The organism is Sulfitobacter sp. F26169L, assembly GCF_026410285.1.
In the GTDB taxonomy this organism is placed as follows: Bacteria; Pseudomonadota; Alphaproteobacteria; order Rhodobacterales; family Rhodobacteraceae; genus Sulfitobacter.
Map to the genome: position 1 here is coordinate 309,814 of NZ_JAPMLP010000003.1, position 23,547 is coordinate 333,360.

General features: G+C 58.0%; 25 protein-coding genes and 1 tRNA gene. 17 read left to right on the top strand and 9 right to left on the bottom strand.

Features of this window, described 5'->3' with window-relative positions; all coding sequences use genetic code 11:
* Window positions 1-2,415, bottom strand: a complete 2,415-nt coding sequence (locus OS189_RS08330; protein ID WP_267166835.1) for an ATP-dependent helicase — start codon at window positions 2,413-2,415, stop codon at window positions 1-3.
* A gap of 131 nt (window positions 2,416-2,546) precedes the next feature.
* On the opposite strand from OS189_RS08330, the gene OS189_RS08335 reads away from it, so the two are divergent.
* Entirely contained in the window at window positions 2,547-3,692 is a 1,146-nt protein-coding gene (locus OS189_RS08335; protein ID WP_267166836.1) for an alpha-hydroxy acid oxidase, read from the top strand.
* On the opposite strand, the gene OS189_RS08340 is transcribed toward OS189_RS08335, so the two are convergent.
* Complete coding sequence (locus tag OS189_RS08340; RefSeq protein WP_267166837.1) at window positions 3,689-4,024, bottom strand: hypothetical protein; 336 nt, start codon at window positions 4,022-4,024, stop codon at window positions 3,689-3,691. The two genes, OS189_RS08335 and OS189_RS08340, sit on opposite strands and share 4 nt — an antisense overlap.
* A gap of 253 nt (window positions 4,025-4,277) precedes the next feature.
* Between OS189_RS08340 and OS189_RS08345 the strand changes: the two genes are divergently transcribed.
* From OS189_RS08345 to OS189_RS08400, 12 genes are all read left to right on the top strand, one after another.
* Entirely contained in the window at window positions 4,278-7,718 is a 3,441-nt protein-coding gene (locus tag OS189_RS08345) for a pyruvate carboxylase (RefSeq protein ID WP_267166838.1), read from the top strand.
* 3 nt (window positions 7,719-7,721) lie between these two features.
* Window positions 7,722-8,111, top strand: coding sequence for an MAPEG family protein (locus tag OS189_RS08350; protein ID WP_267166839.1), 390 nt, complete (start codon window positions 7,722-7,724; stop codon window positions 8,109-8,111).
* Window positions 8,112-8,191: 80 nt separating this feature from the next.
* A tRNA-Gly gene (locus OS189_RS08355) sits at window positions 8,192-8,266 on the top strand.
* Window positions 8,267-8,727: 461 nt separating this feature from the next.
* On the top strand, window positions 8,728-8,892 hold the full coding sequence (locus OS189_RS08360) for a hemin uptake protein HemP (protein ID WP_267166840.1): 165 nt from the start codon (window positions 8,728-8,730) through the stop codon (window positions 8,890-8,892).
* Complete coding sequence (locus tag OS189_RS08365) at window positions 8,889-9,368, top strand: hypothetical protein (protein WP_267166841.1); 480 nt, start codon at window positions 8,889-8,891, stop codon at window positions 9,366-9,368. Before OS189_RS08360 ends, OS189_RS08365 begins: the two co-directional genes overlap by 4 nt.
* Window positions 9,369-9,380: 12 nt before the next feature.
* Window positions 9,381-10,643, top strand: coding sequence for an imelysin family protein (locus OS189_RS08370; protein ID WP_267166842.1), 1,263 nt, complete (start codon window positions 9,381-9,383; stop codon window positions 10,641-10,643).
* Between the two features lie 65 nt (window positions 10,644-10,708).
* Window positions 10,709-11,716 carry a porin gene (locus OS189_RS08375; RefSeq protein WP_267166843.1) on the top strand — a complete coding sequence of 336 codons (1,008 nt, stop codon included), beginning with the start codon at window positions 10,709-10,711 and terminating at the stop codon, window positions 11,714-11,716.
* Window positions 11,717-11,727: 11 nt separating this feature from the next.
* The gene (locus OS189_RS08380; RefSeq protein WP_267166844.1) at window positions 11,728-11,994 is read left to right on the top strand and encodes a (2Fe-2S)-binding protein; all 267 of its coding nucleotides are present in this window, start codon (window positions 11,728-11,730) and stop codon (window positions 11,992-11,994) included.
* On the top strand, window positions 11,969-12,454 hold the full coding sequence (gene bfr, locus OS189_RS08385) for a bacterioferritin (protein ID WP_267166845.1): 486 nt from the start codon (window positions 11,969-11,971) through the stop codon (window positions 12,452-12,454). The genes OS189_RS08380 and bfr overlap by 26 nt, the downstream gene beginning before the upstream one ends.
* Entirely contained in the window at window positions 12,426-13,979 is a 1,554-nt protein-coding gene (locus OS189_RS08390; RefSeq protein WP_267166846.1) for a di-heme oxidoreductase family protein, read from the top strand. Before bfr ends, OS189_RS08390 begins: the two co-directional genes overlap by 29 nt.
* Window positions 13,976-14,992 (top strand): imelysin family protein, encoded by a 1,017-nt coding sequence (locus OS189_RS08395; protein WP_267166847.1) that lies wholly within the window; start codon window positions 13,976-13,978, stop codon window positions 14,990-14,992. The genes OS189_RS08390 and OS189_RS08395 overlap by 4 nt, the downstream gene beginning before the upstream one ends.
* Window positions 14,993-16,081 (top strand): DUF1513 domain-containing protein, encoded by a 1,089-nt coding sequence (locus OS189_RS08400; RefSeq protein ID WP_267166848.1) that lies wholly within the window; start codon window positions 14,993-14,995, stop codon window positions 16,079-16,081.
* 30 nt (window positions 16,082-16,111) lie between these two features.
* On the opposite strand, the gene comE is transcribed toward OS189_RS08400, so the two are convergent.
* The 3 genes from comE to hisD are packed head-to-tail and all read right to left on the bottom strand — an operon-like array spanning window position 16,112 to window position 18,524.
* On the bottom strand, window positions 16,112-16,666 hold the full coding sequence (comE, locus tag OS189_RS08405) for a sulfopyruvate decarboxylase subunit beta (RefSeq protein WP_267166849.1): 555 nt from the start codon (window positions 16,664-16,666) through the stop codon (window positions 16,112-16,114).
* Window positions 16,663-17,169 (bottom strand): sulfopyruvate decarboxylase subunit alpha, encoded by a 507-nt coding sequence (locus OS189_RS08410; protein WP_267166850.1) that lies wholly within the window; start codon window positions 17,167-17,169, stop codon window positions 16,663-16,665. The genes comE and OS189_RS08410 overlap by 4 nt, the downstream gene beginning before the upstream one ends.
* A gap of 47 nt (window positions 17,170-17,216) precedes the next feature.
* Complete coding sequence (gene hisD / locus OS189_RS08415) at window positions 17,217-18,524, bottom strand: histidinol dehydrogenase (RefSeq protein ID WP_267166851.1); 1,308 nt, start codon at window positions 18,522-18,524, stop codon at window positions 17,217-17,219.
* A 200-nt stretch (window positions 18,525-18,724) separates the two neighbouring features.
* Between hisD and OS189_RS08420 the strand changes: the two genes are divergently transcribed.
* Window positions 18,725-19,765, top strand: coding sequence for a LacI family DNA-binding transcriptional regulator (locus OS189_RS08420; protein ID WP_267166852.1), 1,041 nt, complete (start codon window positions 18,725-18,727; stop codon window positions 19,763-19,765).
* 145 nt (window positions 19,766-19,910) lie between these two features.
* Here OS189_RS08420 and OS189_RS08425 read toward each other — a convergent pair whose 3' ends face one another.
* Together OS189_RS08425 and OS189_RS08430 are read right to left on the bottom strand one after the other, a co-directional pair.
* Entirely contained in the window at window positions 19,911-20,243 is a 333-nt protein-coding gene (locus tag OS189_RS08425) for a hypothetical protein (RefSeq protein WP_267166853.1), read from the bottom strand.
* The gene (locus tag OS189_RS08430) at window positions 20,243-20,482 is read right to left on the bottom strand and encodes an Lrp/AsnC ligand binding domain-containing protein (protein ID WP_267166854.1); all 240 of its coding nucleotides are present in this window, start codon (window positions 20,480-20,482) and stop codon (window positions 20,243-20,245) included. The genes OS189_RS08425 and OS189_RS08430 overlap by 1 nt, the downstream gene beginning before the upstream one ends.
* A gap of 126 nt (window positions 20,483-20,608) precedes the next feature.
* Here OS189_RS08430 and hisB point away from each other — a divergent pair, with 126 nt between their 5' ends.
* Together hisB and hisH are read left to right on the top strand one after the other, a co-directional pair.
* Window positions 20,609-21,196: an imidazoleglycerol-phosphate dehydratase HisB gene (gene hisB / locus OS189_RS08435; protein WP_267166855.1), complete on the top strand. Its 588-nt coding sequence runs from the start codon at window positions 20,609-20,611 to the stop codon at window positions 21,194-21,196.
* Window positions 21,197-21,835, top strand: a complete 639-nt coding sequence (gene hisH / locus OS189_RS08440; RefSeq protein ID WP_267166856.1) for an imidazole glycerol phosphate synthase subunit HisH — start codon at window positions 21,197-21,199, stop codon at window positions 21,833-21,835.
* On the opposite strand, the gene OS189_RS08445 is transcribed toward hisH, so the two are convergent.
* Both OS189_RS08445 and OS189_RS08450 read right to left on the bottom strand, forming a co-directional pair.
* The gene (locus tag OS189_RS08445; protein ID WP_267166857.1) at window positions 21,832-22,074 is read right to left on the bottom strand and encodes a hypothetical protein; all 243 of its coding nucleotides are present in this window, start codon (window positions 22,072-22,074) and stop codon (window positions 21,832-21,834) included. The genes hisH and OS189_RS08445 overlap by 4 nt on opposite strands.
* 196 nt (window positions 22,075-22,270) lie before the next feature.
* Entirely contained in the window at window positions 22,271-22,654 is a 384-nt protein-coding gene (locus tag OS189_RS08450) for a DUF2147 domain-containing protein (protein ID WP_267166858.1), read from the bottom strand.
* 135 nt (window positions 22,655-22,789) lie between these two features.
* Here OS189_RS08450 and hisA point away from each other — a divergent pair, with 135 nt between their 5' ends.
* Window positions 22,790-23,509: a 1-(5-phosphoribosyl)-5-[(5-phosphoribosylamino)methylideneamino]imidazole-4-carboxamide isomerase gene (gene hisA / locus OS189_RS08455; RefSeq protein ID WP_267166859.1), complete on the top strand. Its 720-nt coding sequence runs from the start codon at window positions 22,790-22,792 to the stop codon at window positions 23,507-23,509.
* Window positions 23,510-23,547 lie beyond the last annotated feature (38 nt).

A 23,547-nucleotide genomic window follows, 5' to 3' on the forward strand; every position in this document is an offset into this window, starting at 1 on the left:
CTAAAACGGCACATCATCCGCTGCCGTCAGAAAACGGGCGACGACCTTTTTGTCGCCCGCCTTTTCAAACGCAACTTCCAACTTGTCCCCCTCAATGCCGATAATAGCACCGTAGCCGAATTTCTGGTGAAAGACGCGCTCGCCCATCACAAAACTGCTGGTCGCGGTCATATCGATCGTGATGTTTTTCGCCTCTGACGGCTGGCTTGTCCCACGGCTTCCAGCGCGCGCCTGCAACCTGCGCCAGCCCGGCGAATTATAAACGTTCGCCTCGGCTGCGGCATCATGCAGCGTGCTTTTGGGCATCGTCGCAGCACCGAAACCGCCGCCATACAATCCCGGCGGGGTCAGAACCTCGACGTGTTCTTCGGGTAGTTCATCAATAAACCGTGACGGCATCGCGTTTTGCCACTGCCCGAACACCCGGCGGTTGGCTGCAAACGATATCGTGCAAATCTCTTCGGCGCGGGTGATGCCCACGTAGGCAAGGCGGCGCTCTTCCTCCAGCCCCTTCTGCCCGCTTTCATCCATCGAACGTTGCGAGGGGAACAGTCCGTCCTCCCACCCCGGCAGAAAAACGGCAGGAAATTCCAGCCCCTTGGCCGCGTGCAGCGTCATAATGCTGACCTTCTCGCCTTCGCCTTCTTTCTCATTGTCCATGATCAGGCTGACGTGTTCCAGAAACCCTTGCAGGTTCTCGAATTGCTCCAGCGCTTTGACCAGTTCCTTGATATTTTCCAACCGCCCCGGGGCTTCGGGTGTTTTGTCGTTTTGCCAGTGGCCGGTATAGCCGCTTTCGTCCAAAATCATCTCGGCCAGTTCCATATGATTGATCTCTGGTGGGCCGTATTCCATGCGCAGCGGCGCGCCATTATCCAGAACGCTGTCGTCGTTCACTTCGATGCGCGGACCACGCAATTTGGACGACCAGCGGTCGATCCCTTCGATCAACAGACGCAGTTGCGCACCGCCTTTCCCGCCGATGCCGTTTTGCGCCAGCAAAATCCGCGCGCCTTCCACCAGATTGGTGCCGTTTTCGCGCGCTGTGATCTGTATTTTCTGCTGTGCTTTGTCGCCAAGGCCGCGCTTGGGCGTGTTCACGATCCGCTCGAATGCCAGATCATCGTCCGGTGAAGTCACGATACGGAAATACGCCATCGCATCGCGAATCTCCATGCGCTCGTAAAAACGCGGCCCCCCGATCACGCGGTAGGGCAAGCCGATGGTCAAAAACCTGTCCTCAAAGGCGCGCATCTGGTGGGAAGCGCGCACAAGGATCGCCATATGATCAAGACTGAACGGGCGCAGCCCGCGCGTGCCGCGCTGAAGCGATTCGATCTCTTCCCCGATCCAACGTGCCTCTTCCTCGCCGTCCCAATGGCCGATCAGGCGCAGCTTTTCGCCGTCAGTCGCCTCTGTCCACAAGGTCTTGCCCAAACGCCCTTCGTTGCCGGCAATTACACCGGATGCAGCGGCAAGGATATGCGGGGTCGAGCGGTAGTTCTGCTCAAGCCGTACGACATGCGCGCCGGGGAAATCTTTTTCAAACCGCAGGATGTTGCCCACCTCGGCGCCGCGCCAGCCATAGATTGACTGGTCGTCATCGCCAACGCAGCAAATGTTTTTATGCCCCCCCGCCAGCAACCTCAGCCAAAGGTACTGGGCAACGTTGGTATCCTGATATTCGTCCACAAGGATATATTTGAACCAGCGCTGGTACTGGTCCAGAACGTCTTCGTGTTTTTGGAATATCGTGACCATGTGCAGCAGCAAATCGCCGAAATCGGTTGCGTTCAGCTCGCGCAGGCGGGTCTGATAGGCGGCATACAGCTCTGCGCCACGGTGGTTATAGGCCCCCGCATCCGCTGTAGGAATTTTGTCAGCTGTCAGCGCGCGGTTCTTCCAGCCGTCGATGATGTTTGCCAGCATCCGGGCGGGCCAACGCTTGTCGTCGATCCCTTCGGCAGACACCAGTTGTTTAAGCAAGCGAAGCTGGTCGTCGGTGTCCAGAATGGTGAAGTTTGATTTCAGCCCGACCAGTTCCGCGTGCCGGCGCAACAGCTTGACACAGATCGCGTGGAACGTGCCCAGCCACGGCATACCCTCTACCGGCTGCCCCAGCATTGCGCCCACACGGTTTTTCATTTCGCGCGCGGCTTTGTTGGTGAAGGTCACCGCCAGAATTTCGTTCGGACGCGCACGCCCAGTGTTCAGCAGATGCACGATGCGCGCGGTCAGCGCACGGGTTTTGCCAGTTCCCGCCCCCGCCAGCATCAGCACGGGACCATCCATTTGCTCAACCGCTTCGCGCTGCGCGGGGTTCAGACCATCCAGATAAGGCTGCGGGCGCGCGGCCATGGCACGTGCGGACAGGGAGGCGCCCTCGAAGGCGGCATTTTCATCAAAACTGCTCATGCGTCTTAAATAGCGCAAAGCAATGCCGTCGAAAACCCGTGTTCACAGATTGTTCTGTCATTTCTTTTTGAATGCCTTCAGCGGACAACCCCGCACTAGACAATTCATGCAGGCACTGCCCAAATGCCGCTATGGATTTACACGCCAAATACCCCGCCTTGTCCGACCTGCGCCGCCGCGCGCAGAAACGAATCCCCCCCTTCGTGTGGGAATATCTGGACAGCGGCACAGGCGATGAAGCAAGCAAAGCGCGCAATCGCAGCGCGCTGGACCGGATCGGCATGATGCCTTCTATCCTGCACGGCGAATTCACGCCCGATCTGTCCACCCGTTTTTTGGGCCGCAATCTGCCCCTACCTTTCGGGATTGCGCCTATCGGGATGTCTGGCCTGATGTGGCCCGATGCAGAAGGCCATCTGGCCCGCGCCAGTGCGCGCGCAAACATTCCCTACTGTTTGTCGACCGTTGCGACTCAAAGCCCCGAAGACACAGCACCGCATCTGGGCACACACGCATGGTTTCAGATGTATCCGCCCCGTGATCCCGAGATCCGCCGCGACATGCTGGCGCGCGCCAAGGCGGCAGGGTTTTCTGCCCTGATCCTGACGGTCGACGTTCCTGTGGCAAGCCGCCGCGAGAGGCAGGTCCGCTCCGGCCTGACGAATCCGCCCCGCCTGACGCCACGATTGCTGGCACAGGTGGCGACCCGCCCTGCGTGGGCTGCGGGCATGGCAAGGCGGGGCATGCCACACATGCGCGGCCTTGATAAATACGCAAACGCGGCCACCAACGGCCTCTCGCCCACCGCGCATGTAGGATACCTGCTGCGCACTGCACCCGATTGGGATTATGTTGGCTGGCTGCGCGATGAATGGGCCGGTGATCTGCTGATCAAAGGGGTGATGCGCCCCGACGATGCCACCCGCCTTGCGGGATTAGGCGTTGATGCGATTTGGGTATCAAACCACGCTGGCCGCCAGTTTGCTGGCGCGCCCGCCGCGATCGAGGTTTTGCCGGATGTGCGCGCAGCGACACAATTGCCGATCATTTTCGACAGCGGCATCGAGGGTGGGCTGGATATCTTGCGCGCCCTTGCACTGGGGGCCGATTTTGTCATGCTGGGGCGCGCGTTTCATTATGCTTTGGGCGCACTTGGGCCGCAGGGCATTGACCACCTGATTGATATTCTGGCCAAGGATATGATCGCCAACATGGGCCAGATCGGGGTTCGCGACCTGCGCGATCTACCTGCCCCGATCCAGCTGACACCGCGCTAAAGCGCGCCCAGCTTGGCCTCTCCGGAGATAAACTGGAACCGGCTATTACCGGGCGGAAAGGCCTGCCCGTTACGCAAAGTCCTGCGGGTGCCCACCTCAAGTCTCTGAATACTTGTCGTTCCGGGTATCTTCAGCGCACCGATCTCACGCGAGAATATGATGTTGCCTTTTGCGGTGGCAGCGATGATTGATGCACAGCTGATTTGGCCCCTTCGTACTGAACACATTTCTGTTTGTTTGAACTTCTTGATCCCCAACCGCTCGTCTTTGGGCAGATCAATACTGTCAGATGGCCCCGCTGGCGCGCGTCCTGCAATCACCGCCAACGTCAAACGGGCGCCGGCCAGTTTCCCCGAACAATCCCGATCAAAACTCTCGCGAATTTAGGTTTATCCGGCCAAATTTACGAAAGTCCACCCCGACTGGAGAAGTACAGGCTCCATTTGTCGCAAACTCCACCTACAGCGGATTGAACCAGCGGTCGCGTCAGCAAAACCTGCAGCTCTGGCAAATGAACGCATTGCGGGGCTGCGCTTCATGCGCCACAAACCATGCGACACCCTCTTGAACAAGGCCCTCCGAGTTATGACTGATTTCCGCAAAATTCTGATCGCGAACCGTGGCGAAATTGCTATCCGCATCATGCGCGCTGCAAACGAGATGGGCAAAACCACCGTTGCCGTATTCGCCGAAGAGGACAAACTGGGCCTGCATCGTTTCAAAGCGGACGAGGCCTATCGCATCGGCAAAGACCTTGGCCCAGTTGCCGCGTACCTCAGTATTGACGAGATGATCCGCGTGGCGAAGGCAAGCGGCGCTGACGCTATTCACCCCGGATATGGTTTGCTGAGCGAAAACCCCGATTTTGTCGATGCCTGCGCCAACAATGGTATTACCTTTATCGGCCCAAGGGCCGAAACCATGCGCGCCCTTGGTGACAAGGCCAGCGCGCGCCGTGTGGCCGTAGAGGCGGGTGTACCTGTGATTCCGGCAACCGAGGTGCTGGGCGAGGATATGGCCGCGATCAAGCGCGAGGCAGCGGAGGTTGGCTATCCCCTGATGCTCAAAGCATCCTGGGGTGGCGGCGGACGCGGGATGCGGCCCATCTATGACGAAAGCGAGCTGGAGGAAAAGGTGCGCGAAGGCCGCCGCGAAGCCGAAGCGGCATTTGGCAATGGCGAGGGGTATCTGGAAAAGATGATCCTGAAAGCGCGCCATGTGGAGGTGCAGATTCTGGGCGACAGCCACGGCGAAATCTATCATCTCTACGAGCGTGACTGCTCGGTCCAGCGGCGCAACCAGAAGGTGGTCGAGCGTGCGCCAGCGCCCTACCTGACCGAAGAGCAGCGCGCCCATGTCTGCGAACTGGGCCGGAAAATCTGCGCCCATGTGAATTATGAGTGTGCTGGCACCGTCGAATTCCTGATGGATATGGAAACGGATGAATTCTACTTCATCGAGGTAAACCCGCGGGTGCAGGTCGAACATACCGTGACCGAAGAAGTCACCGGAATTGATATCGTACAAGCGCAAATCCTGATTGCCGAGGGCAAGACACTCGCCCAGGCCACGGGCAAGACATCACAGGCTGACGTGCAACTGCAGGGTCACGCCCTGCAAACCCGCATCACCACCGAAGATCCGCTCAATAACTTTATCCCCGACTATGGCCGCATCACTGCATTTCGTGAAGCCACAGGCATGGGCATCCGTCTGGATGGCGGCACGGCATATTCCGGCGGGGTCATCACGCGTTACTACGACAGCCTGCTGGTGAAAGTGACGGCCAAGGCGCAGACACCCGAACAGGCGATCGCGCGGATGGACCGCGCCCTACGCGAGTTCCGTATTCGCGGGGTGTCCACCAACATCGCCTTTGTGGAAAACCTGCTGAAGCACCCGACGTTTCTGGATAACACCTATCACACCAAATTCATCGACGAGACGCCGGAACTGTTCACCTTCAAGGCCCGTCTTGACCGTGGCACAAAGGTGCTGACCTACATCGCCGACATCAGCGTCAACGGCCACCCCGAAACAAAGGGTAAACCCGTACCCGCCAGCGCTACCCGCGCGCCCCTGCCCCCCGCCGCGCGGACAGAACCATTGATGGGCACACGGAATTTACTGGAGCAAAAAGGCCCCCAAGCCGTAGCTGACTGGATGGGTCAGCAGCGCCAGTTGCTGATCACTGACACCACCATGCGCGACGCCCATCAAAGCCTGCTGGCCACGCGGATGCGCAGCCACGACATGATCAAGGCCGCGCCTGCCTACGCCGCTAACCTGCCGCAGCTGTTCTCGATTGAGTGTTGGGGTGGTGCGACCTTTGATGTGGCTTACCGTTTCTTGCAGGAATGTCCGTGGCAGCGCCTGCGCGACATACGGGCGCGTATGCCAAACATCATGACCCAGATGTTGCTGCGCGCCTCCAACGGTGTCGGCTACACCAACTATCCCGACAACGTCGTGCAGCATTTTGTGGCAACTGCGGCCAACAGCGGCGTCGATGTGTTTCGCGTCTTCGACAGCCTGAACTGGGTGGAAAACATGCGTGTCGCAATGGATGCGGTGCAAGAGGCCGGCAAGGTCTGCGAAGGCACGATCTGCTATACCGGCGATATATTCGACCCCGACCGCGCCAAATACGATCTGAAATACTATGTCGCCATGGGCAAGGAGTTGAAAGCCGCAGGCGCGCATATTTTGGGTCTGAAAGACATGGCAGGATTGCTGAAACCCGCACAGGCGCGCCAGCTGGTGCGGGCCCTGAAGTCAGAGGTCGGCCTGCCAATCCACTTCCACACCCACGACACAGCAGGCATCGCCTGCGCCACCATCCTTGCAGCTTCCGAAGCCGGTGTGGATGCGGTTGATTGCGCAATGGATGCTTTCTCGGGCAATACCTCTCAGGCGACACTCGGTTCGGTGGTCGAGGCGCTGCGCCACACCGACCGCGACACAGGGCTGGACATGACAGCGGTGCGCGAAATTTCGGACTACTGGGAAGAAGTGCGCCAGCAGTATGCCGCCTTCGAGACAGGCATGCAGGCCCCCTCCTCCGAGGTGTATCTGCATGAAATGCCGGGCGGGCAGTTTACCAACCTCAAGGCCCAGGCAGCGAGCCTCGGGCTTGATGATCGCTGGCCCGAGGTGGCGCGCACCTACCGCGATGTGAACCAGATGTTTGGCGATATTGTAAAAGTTACACCATCCTCGAAAGTCGTGGGTGATATGGCGCTGATGATGGTCTCACAGGGTCTGACCCGTGCACAGGTCGAGGATGAAAATACCGAAGTGTCCTTCCCCGAAAGCGTGATCGACATGATGCGCGGCAATCTAGGCCAACCGCCCGGCGGATTCCCCGAAAAAATCGTAAAAAAGGTGTTGAAAGGCGAAAAGCCGAACACAGACCGCCCCGGCGCACATCTGCCGGCCGTAGATCTGGAGGCTGTGCGCAAGGAATTGTCCGCACAACTGGACGGCGCGCAAATCGACGATGAAGATCTCGCAGGCTATCTGATGTACCCCAAGGTATACACCGAATATATGGCACGCCATGCGATCTATGGCCCCGTGCGCACCCTGCCCACGCCCACCTTTTTCTACGGTATGGAGCCAAGCGACGAGATTGCCGCAGAAATCGACCCCGGCAAGACGCTTGAGATTCGCCTGCAAGCCATTGGTGATACGAATGAAGACGGCGAGGTAAAAGTGTTCTTCGAATTAAACGGCCAACCCCGCGTGATCCGCGTGCCCAACCGTTTGGTCAAAGCCACCACCCAGCAACGCCCGAAAGCCGAGGCAGGCAATACAAACCACATCGGCGCCCCGATGCCCGGCGTCGTCGCCAGCGTGGGCGCTGTTGTGGGGCAATCGGTCAAGGAAGGGGATCTGTTGCTGACAATCGAAGCCATGAAAATGGAAACCGGCCTGCACGCCGAACGCGACGCCGTTGTAAAAGCCGTTCACGTCAGCGCGGGCGGCCAGATCGACGCAAAAGACCTACTGGTAGAATTGGAATAAATCATGATGTTAACGATTACCCCCCTCTACGCTGCCCTTCTGGCACTGGTATTCATTGTTCTGGCCGTGTTGGTTGTCCGCGAACGGATTGCGATAGAAAAAGCGCCCGATGGCGCTGATGAAACCGCGCTAAACAAAAGCATGCGTGTACACGCCAATTTTGTTGAATACGTCCCCCTCGCTCTGGTTCTAATGATCTGCGCCGAGCTGCAGGGCGCACCTGTCATCGCAGTGCACGCAATGGGCGCAACCCTGTTGATCGGGCGCGTCTGTCACGGCATCGGCATGTCATCCACCCCGCAAATCAGGGTGCTGCGCGCGGGTGGGTTTCTCCTGACAAGTCTTATGCTGATCTTCTCTTCACTGGCCGTTCTGGTCCATGCGCTGCTTTAAAACAAATTTTTTTGCTCATCAGGTCAAATTACCTCTTGCAGCATTCAGCGCAGAGGGCTAGATCAGCCCCACTAACGGATGCGGGCGTAGCTCAGGGGTAGAGCATAACCTTGCCAAGGTTAGGGTCGGGCGTTCGAATCGCCTCGCCCGCTCCAGTTAGACTAGTAACCCCAGCTAGTTACAAAAAGCCGCCTTCGGGCGGCTTTTTTGTTTTCAGGCGGTTTTTCTTTTCAAACCGGCCAGCGCGCCCTGCCACTAGTTTTTCCTGCAACCGACGTGCGAAAGATTTGCGTATTTATCGTTTCAGATCAGATGAACTGAATCAGAAAATTATATCCGACTAAATCTGTCAGGTTGACATGCCTGACTAAATCGCTCAGATACAGCGCACGTCAAGCCACCCCGCCAAAAACTGGGGAAGCCCGACACGTTCACAATGTGAGGACTTCCAAATGCAGTTAGCCGACACGCGACAAAAGCCCCGCCTCTATGAAAAACCTGATTCTTCAAAGCCCAAGCGCGCCAAGTTCGATACCCTCTGCGCCGCATCGGAAACGGAGGGTTGGAGCGTTGAGTGGTTCCTCGACTATCAGAGCAACCAGAGTGACCTTTCCACATGAGTTTCCATTCAGCCCCCCCGAAGCAAGCGCCAATGGACACGTTACCAACCTACGCCGCCCGCGATCTGACAGAGAACGGCGATCTGGCGCAGATCATTCTGGACGGCCAGACCTACACCCTGCGCATCACGCGGGCCGGCAAACTGATCCTGACGAAATGAGTAGCGCGCAGGCCAAGCGCGGCGGCGCACCTGTCGGGCTGATTACCGAACTGGACAGCGTTGAGGCCGCCTCGGTGATTTATCTGCGTTTGTGGTGTGACGGCCCCGAGGCACAATCCCGTGTCTGGAGCGATTTCACAAACGGACTAGGTGCAGATCAGGGGCGTCAGGCATTCGAATCGTTTGAAGAGCTTTGCACGCTCTGCACCCGCTACGGGCGCAGACCGCTGATGCGCCATTCGGTGCAGTGCAAATGCCTCGGCGCGGACGAATCGTGCTTTGCCAATTTCATCGCAACCGCCACCTCGGGAGAGCGTGAAGACGCGATGTTGATCGCTACGCTGCTGGTGCGCCCTGATGTGGCCGGGATGGTTGCGTCCCTTGCGTCAAACTTTGGCCTTGCGCTCAAGCGAATGCACCTTCCCGCACCGCGCGACGTGGCCGCGCCCTGTCCCATGCCAAACACATATCACTAAAAGGAATCCCAAATGAACCGATCCCGCCTTCTTGCCACTGTCGCAATGCTGACTCTTGCCGCCCCGGCCTTCGCTGTCGAAAAATCCGAGGTGCTGGCCAATTATGCCGACATCGCCGCTGCAAAATATGAAGACAGCCTGATCACCGCCAAACGTCTGCAATCAGCCGTGAATTCGCTGGTGAACGCCCCGTCGGCAGAAAACCTGACCGCTGCGCGTCAGGCGTGGATCGCCGCGCGCGTCCCCTACCAGCAGACCGAGGTTTACCGTTTCGGAAACGCAATTGTGGATGACTGGGAAGGCAAGGTTAATGCATGGCCGCTGGACGAGGGTCTGATCGATTATGTCGATTCCTCCTATGGCGGGGCATCTGACGAAAACGAACTTGCGGCGCTCAACATCGTGGCGAACCCCGAATTCACCCTATCGGGCGCAGAAATCGACGCAACAAACATAACGCCGGAACTGCTGTCAGATACGTTGCACGAGGCCGATGGTGTCGAAGCGAACGTCGCTACGGGTTATCACGCAATTGAATTCCTACTGTGGGGGCAGGATCTGAATGGTCATGGTGATGGCGCGGGTGATCGCGCATGGACCGATTACGCAACGGGTGAAGAGTGCACAAACGGCAACTGTGACCGCCGCGGCGAATACCTGACCGCCGCAACCGATCTGCTGGTGTCCGATCTGGAATGGATGGTCACACAGTGGCAGGATGACGGTGCAGCACGCACAACGCTGACCAGTGATGAAAACGCCGGACTGGCCGCGATCCTGACGGGCATGGGGTCCCTTTCCTATGGCGAACAGGCAGGCGAGCGGATGCGCCTTGGCCTGATGCTGAACGACCCCGAGGAAGAGCATGATTGTTTTTCCGACAACACCCACAACAGCCACTACTATGACGGTCTGGGTATCCAGAATGTGTACCTGGGCGAATATGTGCGCATAGACGGGACAATGGTGTCCGGCGCATCCTTGTCGGACATGGTTGCACAGGCAGATGCCGCGCTGGACGCGGAAATGCAGGGCAAACTGAGCACCACGATGATGGCGCTTGGCCGGATCAAAACTGCCGCCGAGGCGGGCTTTGCCTATGACCAGATGCTTGAGCGCGGCAACCAAGGCGGTGAAGCGCTGATCATGGGCGGAGTAAACGGCCTGACCGACCAGACCCGCTCGATCGAGCGTGTGGTCAGCACGCTTGAACTGGATCAGATCGGGTTTGAAGGTTCCGACAGTCTCGATAATCCAAACGCCGTATTCCAGTAAATCAGGACCAACCAGCCAGCAGCAAATGCAAGCCACGTTGAACGAACTCTCTCAGGACAAATAGTATGAAAAAGACGATACTCACCGCAGGACTATACGGCATTGCAGTGGCAGGTGCCTCCCCGGTCGCGGCGCAGGATGCGCGATTCACATGGGAAGGCAGCGTCGAAGTCGGCATCGACAGCACCGTGCGCGCAGATGATCCAAACGCCGAGATCACCGATACGTATCTGTCGGCAGAAGCCGCTTTCGAGGCAGCTTTGAGCGACCGCATCACCGCGTTTGGCGGGCTGACACTGGAATCCGTGACAGACGCCGGTGATGACCGCCAGTTTGATGATCTGGGCCTTTATGTAAACGAACTGGGTCTGCGGTTTGGCTTTGGCGAAACAGTGGTTTCGGTGGGTAAGCTGAGCCCTGTTTTTGCCGTGGCATGGGATGAGGCGCCCGGCTTTTACGGCACCGCACTTGCCGGAGATTACGAACTGGCCGAAATGATCGGTGTCACGGTCGACACACCTGTTGGCGCGGCTGGTGGTGTGTTGTCTTTTGCGGTGTTTTATGCCGACGACACAGCGCTGAGCGATAGTATCGGCACGAAACGGGGGCGCAATTCTGTTGCCGCTGGCGGTGTCGGCAACACCGGCAAGCTGAACAACGTATCCTTGCAGTACAGTCAAGAATTTGGCGATACGACAGCATGGATCGGCGCGCGGCATCTGTCGGCAGGTACGGGCGATACTTCCGATGAAACAGGGTACGTCGCAGGCGTGTCACATGATTTCGGCAACGGCCTGAGCATGATCGGCGAGCTGGCCCATTTCAATGGTGCCGGTGGCGCGGATGGCAATGCGACCTATGCCACGCTGGGCGGAGCGTATGCGATGGATGACTGGACGTTTTCGGCCACTGCAACGCTAGTCGATACGCCCGCCGATACCGACAGCATGATCGCACTGGGTGTTGACCACGCGATAACGGAAAACGTCGAAATAAATTTTGGCGTGGCACGTTTTGATGTCGGCGGTGAAAAATCCACGGCCGTCGGTCTGGCCGCAGTTGTGTCTTTCTAGGGGAAATCAGGATGATTGTCTGCCACTGTCAAAACATCACCGACAAGGATATTCGTGCCACCATCGACTGGATGCGCGCATCGGATGCGCAGACAATCATTACTCCGGGAAAATTATACCGCGCACTGGGCAAGGCCGCTGATTGCGGCGGCTGTATGCCGCTGTTCTTGGCAACCATGCGCGCTAGTCCTAACATGGAAGTCCCAATGCAACTCCGCAATCTAAGGCGTGGAACAACACAGGAAAACCCCGATGAACGGCGACAAGAAAGTTATTGAATACCTCAACGATGCCCTGCGCAGCGAACTGACGGCGGTCAGCCAGTATTGGCTGCATTACCGTATGCAAGAGGACTGGGGCCTTGGCCATATGGCAAAAAAATCGCGCGAGGAAAGCATCGAAGAGATGAACCACGCCGACAAGCTGATCGCGCGCATCCTTTTTCTGGGTGGTCATCCCAATCTGCAAAAACTGGACCCGCTGCGCATTGGCCAGACGCCCAAAGAAACGCTCGAATGTGATCTGGCCGCAGAACATGGCGCACGTGATTTGTACATGGAAGCGCGCAAACACTGCGAAGCGGTCGGTGACTTTGTAACCAAAAACATCTTCGAGGAATTGTTGACTGACGAAGAAGGTCATATCGACTTCCTCGAAACACAACTCGACCTTGTCGAAAAGCTCGGTGAAGAAAAATATGCGCAGCTTAATGCATCCAAAATGGACGAAGCCGAATAAGGTTGCCCTGATCGCTGCGGTGGTCGGCACCGTTGCATTTGCCGACAGTCCTGCACAGAATTCTGTGCAGGGCCTTGACGAGCCGCATCTCGATATCATCCCCCGCACCGCCGCAGAGGCCAAGCGGATCGCTGCTGTCACCGCTCTGACAAACGACTTCACCAAACCTCAGAAGTTCGAGGAACGCCCTGCCGGCGCGGCAACAGTGCGCGTCACCAAGACCGCCGATGCGTTCTCGCACCCCTCGGGCAATATCACTTTCGAAGACGAGCTGACCTTCAAGGTTGGCAACGGATTGTTCCGCAAACTTTGGGTGTCCTCGCCCTCCTCCACTCTGGCGTCAGACGGGTTGGGGCCGCTTTACAACGCGCGCTCGTGCCAGCGCTGCCACATCAAGGACGGGCGCGGCCATCCGCCGGAAAACGCCGACGATAACGCCATTTCGATGTTTTTGCGTATTTCCGTTCCCGGCAATCCAGACGATGCCATTGCCGAAATCGAGGATTACATCGCCACAGCGCCCGATCCGACCTATGGCACACAGTTGCAGGATTTCGCCGTTCAGGGGCATCCGTCAGAATACCGTCTCGACATAACTTACGAGGAGGAAACCGTCACGCTGGCGGATGGCACGGAAATATCGCTGCGCCACCCGACCTATACCGCCGCCGACCTTGGCTATGGCCCGCTACACCCTGATGCAATGCTTAGCCCGCGCATCGCCCCCCAGATGATCGGCCTTGGCCTGCTGGAGGTGATCCCCGCCGCCGATATTCTAGCAGGCGCTGATCCAGATGATCGCGACGGAGATGGTATTTCGGGGCGGCCAAACATCGTCTGGTCCGCCGTGCATGACCAGCCGATGCTGGGCCGTTTCGGGCTGAAGGCGGGCAATGCGACAATCCTCGAACAATCGGCAAGCGCGTTTGCCGGTGACATCGGCATTTCCTCCCCGATCTTCCCTGCGGGCAGCGGCGAATGCACCACCCCGCAAACCGATTGCCAAGCTGCTGTTCACGGCGACGGGGATGATCGTGTTTACGAAATTGACGCCGAAGGTCTGGACCTTGTGACCTTCTACAGCCGCAACCTTGGTGTGCCTGCGCGGCGCGGGGTGGACGGCCCGAAGGTTTTGCGCGGTAAGGAAGTGTTTTACCAGACCGGATGCACCTCGTGCCACACGCCCAGTTTCGTCACCCACCGATTGAACGACCAGCCCGAACAGAGCTTTCAACTGATCTGGCCGTTCACCGATATGTTGCTGCACGATATGGGGCCTGCACTGGCCGACAACCGTCCCGAAGCGCGCGCAACCGCTCGGGAATGGCGCACGCCCCCGCTTTGGGGCATCGGGCTGACACAGCAGGTCAGTGGCCATACCTATTTCCTGCACGACGGTCGCGCGCGCTCGCTTCTGGAGGCGGTACTGTGGCATGGTGGCGAAGCGCAACCGCACCGTGATAGGGTGATCGAAATGCCGACAGCCGATCGCGAGGCGCTGATCGCGTATCTGGAGAGTTTATGAGACAGTTTTTATTTGCCACTGCTGTGGCGTTTACCCCCGTCACGACCACGGCCCAAGAGGCGGATCCGACAATCAGCCGTGTTGTAAACGATCTTATCCTGCCCAAATTCGAAAACCTTGCGGTTAGTGCCGCGCAGATGGCAACCACCGCGGCAGATGATTGTACGCCTGCATCCACGGCGCTGCGCACGGCCTATTCGGATGCGTTTGATGCATGGATATCGGCCAGCCATTTGCGTTTTGGCCCGACCGAAGTGGCGGATCGCGCCTTTGCGCTGGCGTTCTGGCCGGACAGTCGGGGCGCAACGCCGCGCGCACTGTCCGCGCTGATCACCGAAAAGGATCGCGCAATCACATCACCCGACGCGTACGCACAGGTTTCGATCGCCGCGCGCGGGTTTTATGCGATGGAATTTCTGGTTTTTGATGAAACGCTCGCCAGCTTGGGCGATCCTGACGATCATTGCGCATTGATGCGGACCGTCACCGCAGACATCGCAACAACCAGTGCCGCGATCTTTGAGGATTGGAAAACAGATTACGCTGCGCGCTTGCTGGCGCCTGATGCGAGCGGGACTTATCGGTCTGACGAAGAGGTTCTGCAAGAACTTTTCAAAGCCCTGACGACGGGTTTGCAATTCACCTCGCAGACACGCCTTGGCCGCCCGCTTGGCACGTTTGATCGCCCCCGCCCCACCCGTGCGGAGAGCTGGCGTTCAGGCCGTTCGGCCCGTCATGTCGATCTCAGCCTAGCGGCGCTTCGTGATCTCGCCAGCCTTCTGGCAACCGACAATCTCGCGCTGGCGGCAGAAATCGACGCGAAATTTGCCAAAGCGCTTGATCAGCTATCTCAACTGGACGATCCCGTTTTTGCTGGGGTGGCCCAGCCGCAAAGCCGCATCAGGGTCGAGGCGCTTCAGCAATCGGTTGACGATATCCGCGCGATTGTACGTGACGAACTGGGGCCGACCCTTGGCGTGGCGGCGGGTTTCAACTCGCTCGACGGGGATTGAATGGCACCGTTAAACGCACCACGTCGCAAATTCCTCGGCGGTTTGCTAGCGGCGGGGCTGATCCCGCAACCCACGTGGGCGGATGCAGGCGCACCTGTTTTTCTATCGGCCGCCGCAAGCGCGGAGGGGGCGTTTTTTCTGTGCGGCATTGATGCGGCGTTGCAAGAGCGGTTCCGCATCCCCCTGCCATCGCGCGGACACGCAGCGGCGGCCCATCCCACCCGCCCCGAAGCGGTTGCGTTTGCGCGCCGCCCCGGCACGTTTGCTGTGGTCATCGACTGTGTGACAGGACAGCAAAGAGCTACGCTCCACTCACCACAGGGGCGGCATTTTTACGGGCACGGCACCTTTTCCGCTGATGGCAAATATCTGTTCACAACCGAAAATGATTATGAGGCGGGTCAGGGCCGGATCGGCGTCTGGGATGCGACGCGCGGTTACAGACGCATTGACGAATGGGCCAGCGGCGGCATCGGCCCTCATGATATCAAGCGTTTAGCGAACAGGGATACGCTGGTTGTTGCAAACGGCGGGATTGATACGCATCCCGACAGCGGCCGCACCAAGCTGAACATCTCGACCATGCGCCCGAACCTCGCCTATATTGAAGGTGGCGAAGTTGTTGAAACTGCGTCACTGCCGGATGACATGCACAAAAATTCCATCCGGCACCTGGCGGTTGACCGCTACGGCACCGTGGCCTTTGGCATGCAATGGCAAGGCGACACTGCCGTAGCGGCACTGGTGGGCACCCATCAGCGCGGGCGTGGGATATCCTTGATGAAGGCACCTGCCCCTGATGTGCGCGCGCTGAACAGTTACATCGGCAGCATTGCCTATTCCGATGGCGGGCATATCATCGCCGTCACCTCACCACGCGGCGGCGTGGTGCAATTTTATGACGCGCAAACGGGGCGATTAATCAGCGCGACGCAGTTGACAGATGTAAGCGGGGTGTTTAGCCTGGGTCCCCGTTTCGCCGTCACATCCGGCACCGGAGAGATACACACGGCCAGCCCAGTCGGAAACGTCTTTGCAAGCCGCTCCGATTTGCGCTGGGACAACCATCTTGTGCCGATCACGTCATAGAAAGGCCGCACGATCCTGCACCCCCCTCGGTTATGCGCTCACAGCTTTCATAAAACGGTCACGGATCACGACAGGGTCCATGGTGATCACGGGCACCTTGACGTTGCCGCTATCGCATTTGCACACGATTACGGTCATCTTTTTGCTGTCAATCGCCGCTTGCAGCACCCTACCCGTATCCACATCCCGACACACGACAACGTTCTCGCAGCCGCAGGCCTCGGCCACTTTTTCCAATCTGGTCTTTTTGCCCGCATAGGTCGGCTGGTCACCGGTGGAGCCATAGGAGCCGTTGTCGATGATCAGCAGGATATAGTTGTCCGCGACATTGTTGGCGATCGTGGGAAGCGTACCGAGGTTGGTCAAAACCGAGCCGTCACCGTCAATCGAGATCACCGTTTTGGACTGCGACAGCGCAAGCCCCAGCCCGATCGAGGACGCAAGCCCCATGGTGCCAAGCATATAAAAATTGCTGGGCTGGTCATCGATCATGTGAAGCTCTTGAGACGGTAGACCGATGTTACAGACAACCAGATGTTCGCGAAGTATTGGCGCGATATCGCGCAGGATTTCAGAACGTATCATTGATCTCCGTAGCCTCCCCAGAAATTTGCATCGGTCAGGATTGCCACCGGTTTGTTGCACATAAATGTATATTTCAGAATCGCGTCGAATTCCGCGACATCGGATTGGTGATGGAAATGGTAGGTCGGGATTTTCATCTCGGCCAGCAGTGCCTTGGTATGCACCGCCATTTCCACCTGACAGGCGACAGGCTCGCGCAGTTCGCCGCGATAGGAAATGATCATCGGCAGCGGCATCCGGTAGTATTGGATCAGGGTTGCCAAGGTGTTGATTGTTACCCCGATTGCCGTGTTCTGCATGATGATCGCAGGGCGTTTGCCGCCCATATATGCGCCTGCGCACAGGCCCATCCCCTCGTCCTCCTTGTTGGAGGGAATGTGGAAAATCTCGTCCCGCGCCTCGACCTCCTTGATCACACCGGCCAGTTGTTTGCACGGCACGGTAGTCACAAAAGAAATGTCGTTGACGACAAGATCATCGGTGATCTTCTTGTCGATATTCATGTTTTGTTGGCCTTTCCGGAATTGATCAATTTATTCTAGGTTGCAGTTCAGCCACTCGCCGACAAATCGAAACTCTCGTCGGGAAAATATTTGGCCAAACGCACATCGGCGGCGCGTGCGTGGCCCTCCATCCCCTCCATCCGGCTGATGCGCGCGGTTGCTTGCGCAACGTCTCTTGATCCCTCACGGGTAGCGCGCTGCCATGTTACCGTTTTCGTGAACTTGTGTACCGACAGGCCGCCGGTGTAGCTGGCCGCGCCGGAGGTGGGCAAAACGTGGTTTGTGCCTGTGGCCTTGTCGCCGTACGCAACTGTTGTCTCCTCCCCCAGAAAGAGGGAGCCATAGCAAGTTAGACGGTCCTGCCACCATCCTAGGTCACCGGCTTGCACGGTCAGGTGTTCGGGCGCGTATTCATCCGAACAGGCGGCCATGTCTTCACGGGTGGCGCACAGGATCACCTCACCGTAATCACGCCATGCGGCCAGCGCGTTTTCGCGATTGAGGTCCGGCAAACCGTCAATCAGATCAGGCACCAGCGCCATTACTTTTTCGGCCAGCGCCCGATCATCCGTGACCAGCCAGACGGGTGAATTGTAGCCGTGTTCAGCCTGTGACACCAAATCTGTCGCCACAATATGCGCATCGGCCTGTGCATCGGCGATGATCAGGCTGTCTGTCGGGCCTGCAATCATGTCGATGCCGACACGACCGTATAAAATACGCTTCGCTTCGGCCACAAACTGGTTTCCAGGGCCCACAAGTATGTTGGCCTTTGGAAGCCCGAACAGGCCGAAAGCCATCGCCGCCACCCCCTGCACCCCGCCCAGCGCCATGATCCGGTCCGCTCCCGAAAGATGCGCGGCATAGACGACGGCGGGATTTACGCCGACCCCGACACGTGGCGGCGAACATGCGGAAATGTGGCGACAACCCGCAACCTTGGCAGTGGTGACCGTCATCACAGCGCTGGCGATGTGGCTATAACGACCGCCCGGCACATAGCAACCCGCCGCATCCACCGGAATTGCCTTTTGCCCTGCCACCAGCCCCGGCTGGATTTCATACGACATATCCGAAAGCGCAGCCTTTTGCGCTTCGGCAAAACGTCTTATATTGTCATGGGCAAAGCGGATATCTCTTTTCAATCGCTCGGGGACAAGCGCACAGGCATCCGCGATCTCGTCCTGCGTGAGCAGGACATTCCCCTCATACCCGTCAAATTTCCGGGCGTACTCCAGCGCAACCGCATCACCGCCCGCCTCAATCCGAGCAAGTATTTCCTCAACGGTCCGATGTGTTTCACAGGCATCCGAACCGGCCTTACGCATCGCTTTTTTCAGATATTCACGGCTCATTCTTGGTCCTGTATTCAGTTCGGATTGTGTGCGCACACGGCGGCGGAAAAACCGCTTTCGCCCTGCCGGTTGGCGTGAATGTAAACGCTTGCACAGATACGATGCAAGCGCTTACATCGCTTTATTCAATCTTGCCGGATCACCTTGTATTCCACGCGACTTGCGTGCGATATCCACAGACCGGAACGACACGAGGGCAGATGCGCAGCAGCCGATCCTTTCCAACGCTGGAGGATGTCGCAAAAGCGGCAGGTGTCTCGACGGCCACCGTATCGCGCTGCCTGAACACCCCCGACCGCGTAATAAAACCAACCCGCGAAAAGGTGATGAAGGCGGTCGATGCACTGGGGTACACCCCGAATTTCGGCGCACGGGTGATGGCAGCGAAACGGACATTCACCATCGGGGCGATCATTCCCACAATGGAGAACGCGATTTTTGCGCGCGGATTGCAGGCCTTTCAGGAAGAATTGCACAGGCACGGTTATACGTTGCTGGTGTCAAGCACGGCCTACCGTCCGGAACTGGAGGAAGAGCAAATCCGCGCACTCGTTGCACGTGGCGCTGACGGGCTTTTGCTAATCGGCTATGACCGCGATCCGGCACTCAATGCATATCTGCACCAACGCGCGATCCCGACGCTGATTGCATGGGCTTTTAAGCCCGAAATCCCTAAACCTGCCATCGGGTTTGACAACCGCGCCGCCATGGCGCGGCTCACCCGTGAGGTGCTGGCGCAGGGGCATCGACGCATTGGCGTGATTTCGGGCATTGCCAAAGGCAATGATCGCGCAGCAGAGCGGCTGGCCGGATTTGCCGAGGCACTGGGGGCTACAGGGCTGGACCTGCGCGATATGCCCGTGATCGAAACGCCCTACGGTTTTGAAAACGGCGAAAACGCGATGATCCGGCTGATGCAAACAGACGCACGCCCTACTGCTGTAATGTGTGGCAATGATGTGCTGGCCGCTGGCGCGCTTCGCGGCGCGAGGGCGCTGGGGCTGGCGGTGCCGCAAGATGTATCTGTGACAGGATTTGACGATATCGAACTGGCGCGGATTGTAACGCCCCCGCTGACGACCGTTCATGTCCCGCACCGCGAAATGGGAACAAAAGCCGCAATCGCCCTCATTGCGCTTGTTGAGGGCGGCGATTCGCTGCCCCCCACCGATCTTGGCGTTTCAATAAAGCGCAGGGAGTCGTTGGGACCGGCTACGCCGCGTGATGAACAAGCAGGGTAGCGTTCTTAAACAACGCTAATGACGGACAACGACACTAATCTGATGTCGGCTTCACCACACCGGCACGCGCTTGAGGTCGTGCATCCAACTTATGAAATACCGCTTGGTATTTTTGCATTTAATACGTCACGACGAACCGCGCATTTCAGTTGATCGGGAACCGTTTGAGGCAGGCAGGCGCGTTGCGCTGGTAATCCGCCAGCGTGGAATCGACATCACGCCGATCCCGCATGGTTTCCATCGCGCGTTTTTTTTCCGACCAGTTGCCGCTGACGTGGTGTTCGAGAATGAGTACCGAAATGCCGATCAGCACATCTTTCTCCGCATCACTCATCAGGCCCGCACCGTTCAGGGTTACCCCCGTCATCGCCATCATGTTCGCACACCGGATAGCTGCTGCTTCTTCGCCCTCGTACACCCGCTTTGCGGCTGATGCTGTGGTTGCGAACATCATCAGGGCCAATACGAGAAACCGCATCAAAATACCTTGAACGTCATGGTCGTCAGTGACCGTTCGATCCCTTCGATATCCAGCAGATTGTCATTGATATACACCCCCACATCCGCATCGGCAGGAATATAAACTTTCATCAACAGATCGAAATCGCCCGAGGTTGAATACAGCTCGGAGTGGATTTCACGCAGTGCGATGGCTTCTGCGACGGAATAAGTTGTGCCGGGACGGCACCTGATCTGGATGAAAACGCACGTGCTCATGGGCGGCTCCTGAAGTGAGGTGACCGCAGGCTGTCACGAAGCAACTGGCGCTGCAATCCCTGATCGCCCCTTGGCGCGCCGCCTGCCCCTGTTATAAGGACACAAACCCGTCAACGGAGCATTCCCATGCGCACAGCCAAGATCACAAGAACCACCGCAGAGACGGACATCAGCGTCGAGATCAACCTTGATGGCACCGGCGTTTACGACAACCAGACCGGCGTAGGGTTCTTTGATCACATGCTGGACCAGCTTTCGCGCCACGCGCTGATCGACATGAAAGTGCGCTGCGAGGGTGATTTGCACATCGACGATCACCACACTGTCGAGGATGTGGGCATCGCACTCGGCCAGGCCCTGACCCAAGCGGTGGGCGACAAACGCGGCATTGTGCGCTATGGTGCCTGCCTGTTGCCGATGGATGATGCGCTGGTGCGTGCTGCACTTGATCTGTCCGCGCGCCCGTTTCTGGTGTGGAACGTTGATCTGCCCACCGCCAAGATCGGCACGTTTGATACCGAACTGGTGCGCGAATTTTTTCAGGCACTTTCAACTCATGGCGGCATTACCCTGCATGTTGACCAACTGCACGGTTTCAACAGCCACCACATTGCCGAAGCCGCATTCAAAGCTGTTGCGCGGGCGCTGCGCGACGCGCTGGAAAGCGATCCGCGCAAGGCAGATGCCATTCCCTCTACCAAAGGGATACTTTGAATGCTCACCGCGATTATCGACTATGAAAGTGGCAATCTGCACTCTGCACACAAAGCGTTTGAACGGATGGCACGCGAGGCAGACGCAGGCGAGGTGACCGTCACCGCGGATGCCGATGTGATCGCCCGCGCTGACCGGATCGTATTGCCCGGCGATGGCGCGTTTCCCGCCTGTATGGACGCGCTAAAAGGCAAAGGCGGTATCTACGCGGCCATGTGCGAAGCGGTCGAACAGAAAGGCCGCCCGTTTCTGGGCATCTGCGTGGGCATGCAACTGATGGCCACATGGGGCCGAGAATACGAAGATACCAAAGGCCTTGACTGGATCGCAGGCGAAGTCACCCGCATTACCCCTGCGGACACATCGCTGAAGGTGCCCCACATGGGGTGGAACGATCTGGTGCTGGATGCGCCCCACCCTGTGTTTGAAGGGATCAAAACGGGTGATCACACCTATTTCGTGCACAGCTATCACATGGCCGTTTCAAACCCTGCACAGCGGCTGGCCCATGTAGATTACGCAAGTGAGGTGACGGCGGTCATTGGCCGCGACAACATGGTCGGCATGCAGTTTCACCCTGAAAAAAGCCAGACGACCGGATTGCGGATGATCAGCAACTTTTTGCGCTGGAAGCCCTAGCGCAGCCGCCGCCAGACCTCGTCACGGCGGAACTGACCATCGCAGTTGTGAAGTAGCATTTCGTTGCCGCGTATATGCATCCGCGCCTTTAGTACCTGATTGCTTTCCGGCGCCCGGACTTCACCCACCAAGCTGCCGATTGCTTCCTGCGCGAGATCCAGCAAGACCGAGTGACCAACATCACGGGAAGGCGCATCATATCCCCTGCGGAATTTGCCACAGCCCGCCAGGCACATCAATCGAAACCCCGCTCACACCGCCTGCCAACGCCAAAACGGCAAGGCACGAACCCTTCATCATTTTCAAAAATCCCCCATGCGCTCGGCGTACCGCAGCAGTACGCAACAGGCGCAGGTGCATGATACACCCGCGCCCCGCATCGGAGTATTGTTATTTTTGCAAGCCTGTGCACGACAGCGACAAAAACAGCATAGCTTACTTCACTCGGCTCCACGTCTGTTTTTTGCAGATCGGGCCAACACAGCCCGAAACCTTCAACGTATTGCCCGAAAGTGCCATCTTCGAGCTATAGGTCTTGCCCGTCGAGGGCTGCCAGACCTTGCCCTTCTTATAGGCTCCGCCCCCCGCCGGCATCATATCCCACACCAGTTTTCTGCCGAGGTTCTTGGATTTGTACTCGCCGCTACTGTTGAAGGTACGCGCAATTGTTCCGCACAACGCCGCGCCACATTGACTGATTTTTACATGCGCATAAGCACCATCGTCAGTTTGCGTTTTCCATACACCCTCGACAGGATCTGCCCATGCGGCACCTGTAAATACGATCGCCGCAACAGCGGCAGTAATAATTGTTCTCATAACCGTTCCTCCCGTGAACTGCGCCGCAGCATGACGCAGCCTACCGTGTTCAGGCAAGGTTAACGTGGGGTCGCGTTGCACATCCGCCCGTTCCGTGCAAAACCACATCGACACCAATCGCCAAGGACACCGGCTATGATCCTCTATCCCGCTATTGATCTGAAAGACGGCAACGCTGTGCGCCTTGTGCATGGCGACATGGACCGTTCGACAGTCTTTAATGATGACCCCGCCGCACAGGCACAAGCCTTTGTCGATGCAGGCTGTGAATGGCTGCATCTGGTTGATCTTAATGGCGCTTTCGCAGGCACACCCGTCAATGCTGCCCCTGTGGAGGCAATTCTCAAACAATGCAATATACCCGCCCAGCTCGGCGGCGGCATCCGCGACATGGCAACAATCGAAAACTGGCTGGATAAGGGGCTTGCCCGCGTGATCCTCGGCACCGTGGCAGTTGAAAACCCCGATCTGGTGCGCGAAGCCGCCCGTGCCTTCCCCAATCAGGTCGCCGTCGGAATTGACGCGCGCAATGGTCGCGTCGCAACCAAAGGCTGGGCAACCGAAACAGACGTCATGGTCACTGACCTCGCCAAATCGTTCGAGGATGCAGGCGTGGCCGCAATTATCTACACTGATATTATGCGCGACGGCGCTATGGGCGGCCCCAATGTTGATGCCACAGCTGCGCTTGCCCGCGCCGTAAACATTCCCGTCATCGCTTCCGGCGGCGTATCGTCACTTGCGGATCTTCAAGCACTAAAAGCCACAGACGTCATCAGCGGTGCAATCTCGGGCCGCGCCCTTTATGACGGCGCGATTGATCTGAAATCCGCTCTTGAGGCTCTGCGAACCTGATTTTCATTCTTCCACTAAACGCACCGGCCCTCACGCCG

What these genes read in the sequence shown, in the direction of transcription:
- OS189_RS08330 (WP_267166835.1), bottom strand. Translation starts at nt 2,415, where the DNA reads ATGAGCAGTTTTGATGAAAATGCCGCCTTCGAGGGCGCCTCCCTGTCC.
- OS189_RS08335 (WP_267166836.1), top strand. Translation starts at nt 2,547, where the DNA reads ATGGATTTACACGCCAAATACCCCGCCTTGTCCGACCTGCGCCGCCGC.
- OS189_RS08345 (WP_267166838.1), top strand. Translation starts at nt 4,278, where the DNA reads ATGACTGATTTCCGCAAAATTCTGATCGCGAACCGTGGCGAAATTGCT.
- OS189_RS08350 (WP_267166839.1), top strand. Translation starts at nt 7,722, where the DNA reads ATGATGTTAACGATTACCCCCCTCTACGCTGCCCTTCTGGCACTGGTA.
- OS189_RS08360 (WP_267166840.1), top strand. Translation starts at nt 8,728, where the DNA reads ATGAGTTTCCATTCAGCCCCCCCGAAGCAAGCGCCAATGGACACGTTA.
- OS189_RS08365 (WP_267166841.1), top strand. Translation starts at nt 8,889, where the DNA reads ATGAGTAGCGCGCAGGCCAAGCGCGGCGGCGCACCTGTCGGGCTGATT.
- OS189_RS08370 (WP_267166842.1), top strand. Translation starts at nt 9,381, where the DNA reads ATGAACCGATCCCGCCTTCTTGCCACTGTCGCAATGCTGACTCTTGCC.
- OS189_RS08375 (WP_267166843.1), top strand. Translation starts at nt 10,709, where the DNA reads ATGAAAAAGACGATACTCACCGCAGGACTATACGGCATTGCAGTGGCA.
- OS189_RS08380 (WP_267166844.1), top strand. Translation starts at nt 11,728, where the DNA reads ATGATTGTCTGCCACTGTCAAAACATCACCGACAAGGATATTCGTGCC.
- bfr (WP_267166845.1), top strand. Translation starts at nt 11,969, where the DNA reads ATGAACGGCGACAAGAAAGTTATTGAATACCTCAACGATGCCCTGCGC.
- OS189_RS08390 (WP_267166846.1), top strand. Translation starts at nt 12,426, where the DNA reads ATGCATCCAAAATGGACGAAGCCGAATAAGGTTGCCCTGATCGCTGCG.
- OS189_RS08395 (WP_267166847.1), top strand. Translation starts at nt 13,976, where the DNA reads ATGAGACAGTTTTTATTTGCCACTGCTGTGGCGTTTACCCCCGTCACG.
- OS189_RS08400 (WP_267166848.1), top strand. Translation starts at nt 14,993, where the DNA reads ATGGCACCGTTAAACGCACCACGTCGCAAATTCCTCGGCGGTTTGCTA.
- comE (WP_267166849.1), bottom strand. Translation starts at nt 16,666, where the DNA reads ATGATACGTTCTGAAATCCTGCGCGATATCGCGCCAATACTTCGCGAA.
- OS189_RS08410 (WP_267166850.1), bottom strand. Translation starts at nt 17,169, where the DNA reads ATGAATATCGACAAGAAGATCACCGATGATCTTGTCGTCAACGACATT.
- hisD (WP_267166851.1), bottom strand. Translation starts at nt 18,524, where the DNA reads ATGAGCCGTGAATATCTGAAAAAAGCGATGCGTAAGGCCGGTTCGGAT.
- OS189_RS08420 (WP_267166852.1), top strand. Translation starts at nt 18,725, where the DNA reads ATGCGCAGCAGCCGATCCTTTCCAACGCTGGAGGATGTCGCAAAAGCG.
- OS189_RS08425 (WP_267166853.1), bottom strand. Translation starts at nt 20,243, where the DNA reads ATGCGGTTTCTCGTATTGGCCCTGATGATGTTCGCAACCACAGCATCA.
- OS189_RS08430 (WP_267166854.1), bottom strand. Translation starts at nt 20,482, where the DNA reads ATGAGCACGTGCGTTTTCATCCAGATCAGGTGCCGTCCCGGCACAACT.
- hisB (WP_267166855.1), top strand. Translation starts at nt 20,609, where the DNA reads ATGCGCACAGCCAAGATCACAAGAACCACCGCAGAGACGGACATCAGC.
- hisH (WP_267166856.1), top strand. Translation starts at nt 21,197, where the DNA reads ATGCTCACCGCGATTATCGACTATGAAAGTGGCAATCTGCACTCTGCA.
- OS189_RS08450 (WP_267166858.1), bottom strand. Translation starts at nt 22,654, where the DNA reads ATGAGAACAATTATTACTGCCGCTGTTGCGGCGATCGTATTTACAGGT.
- hisA (WP_267166859.1), top strand. Translation starts at nt 22,790, where the DNA reads ATGATCCTCTATCCCGCTATTGATCTGAAAGACGGCAACGCTGTGCGC.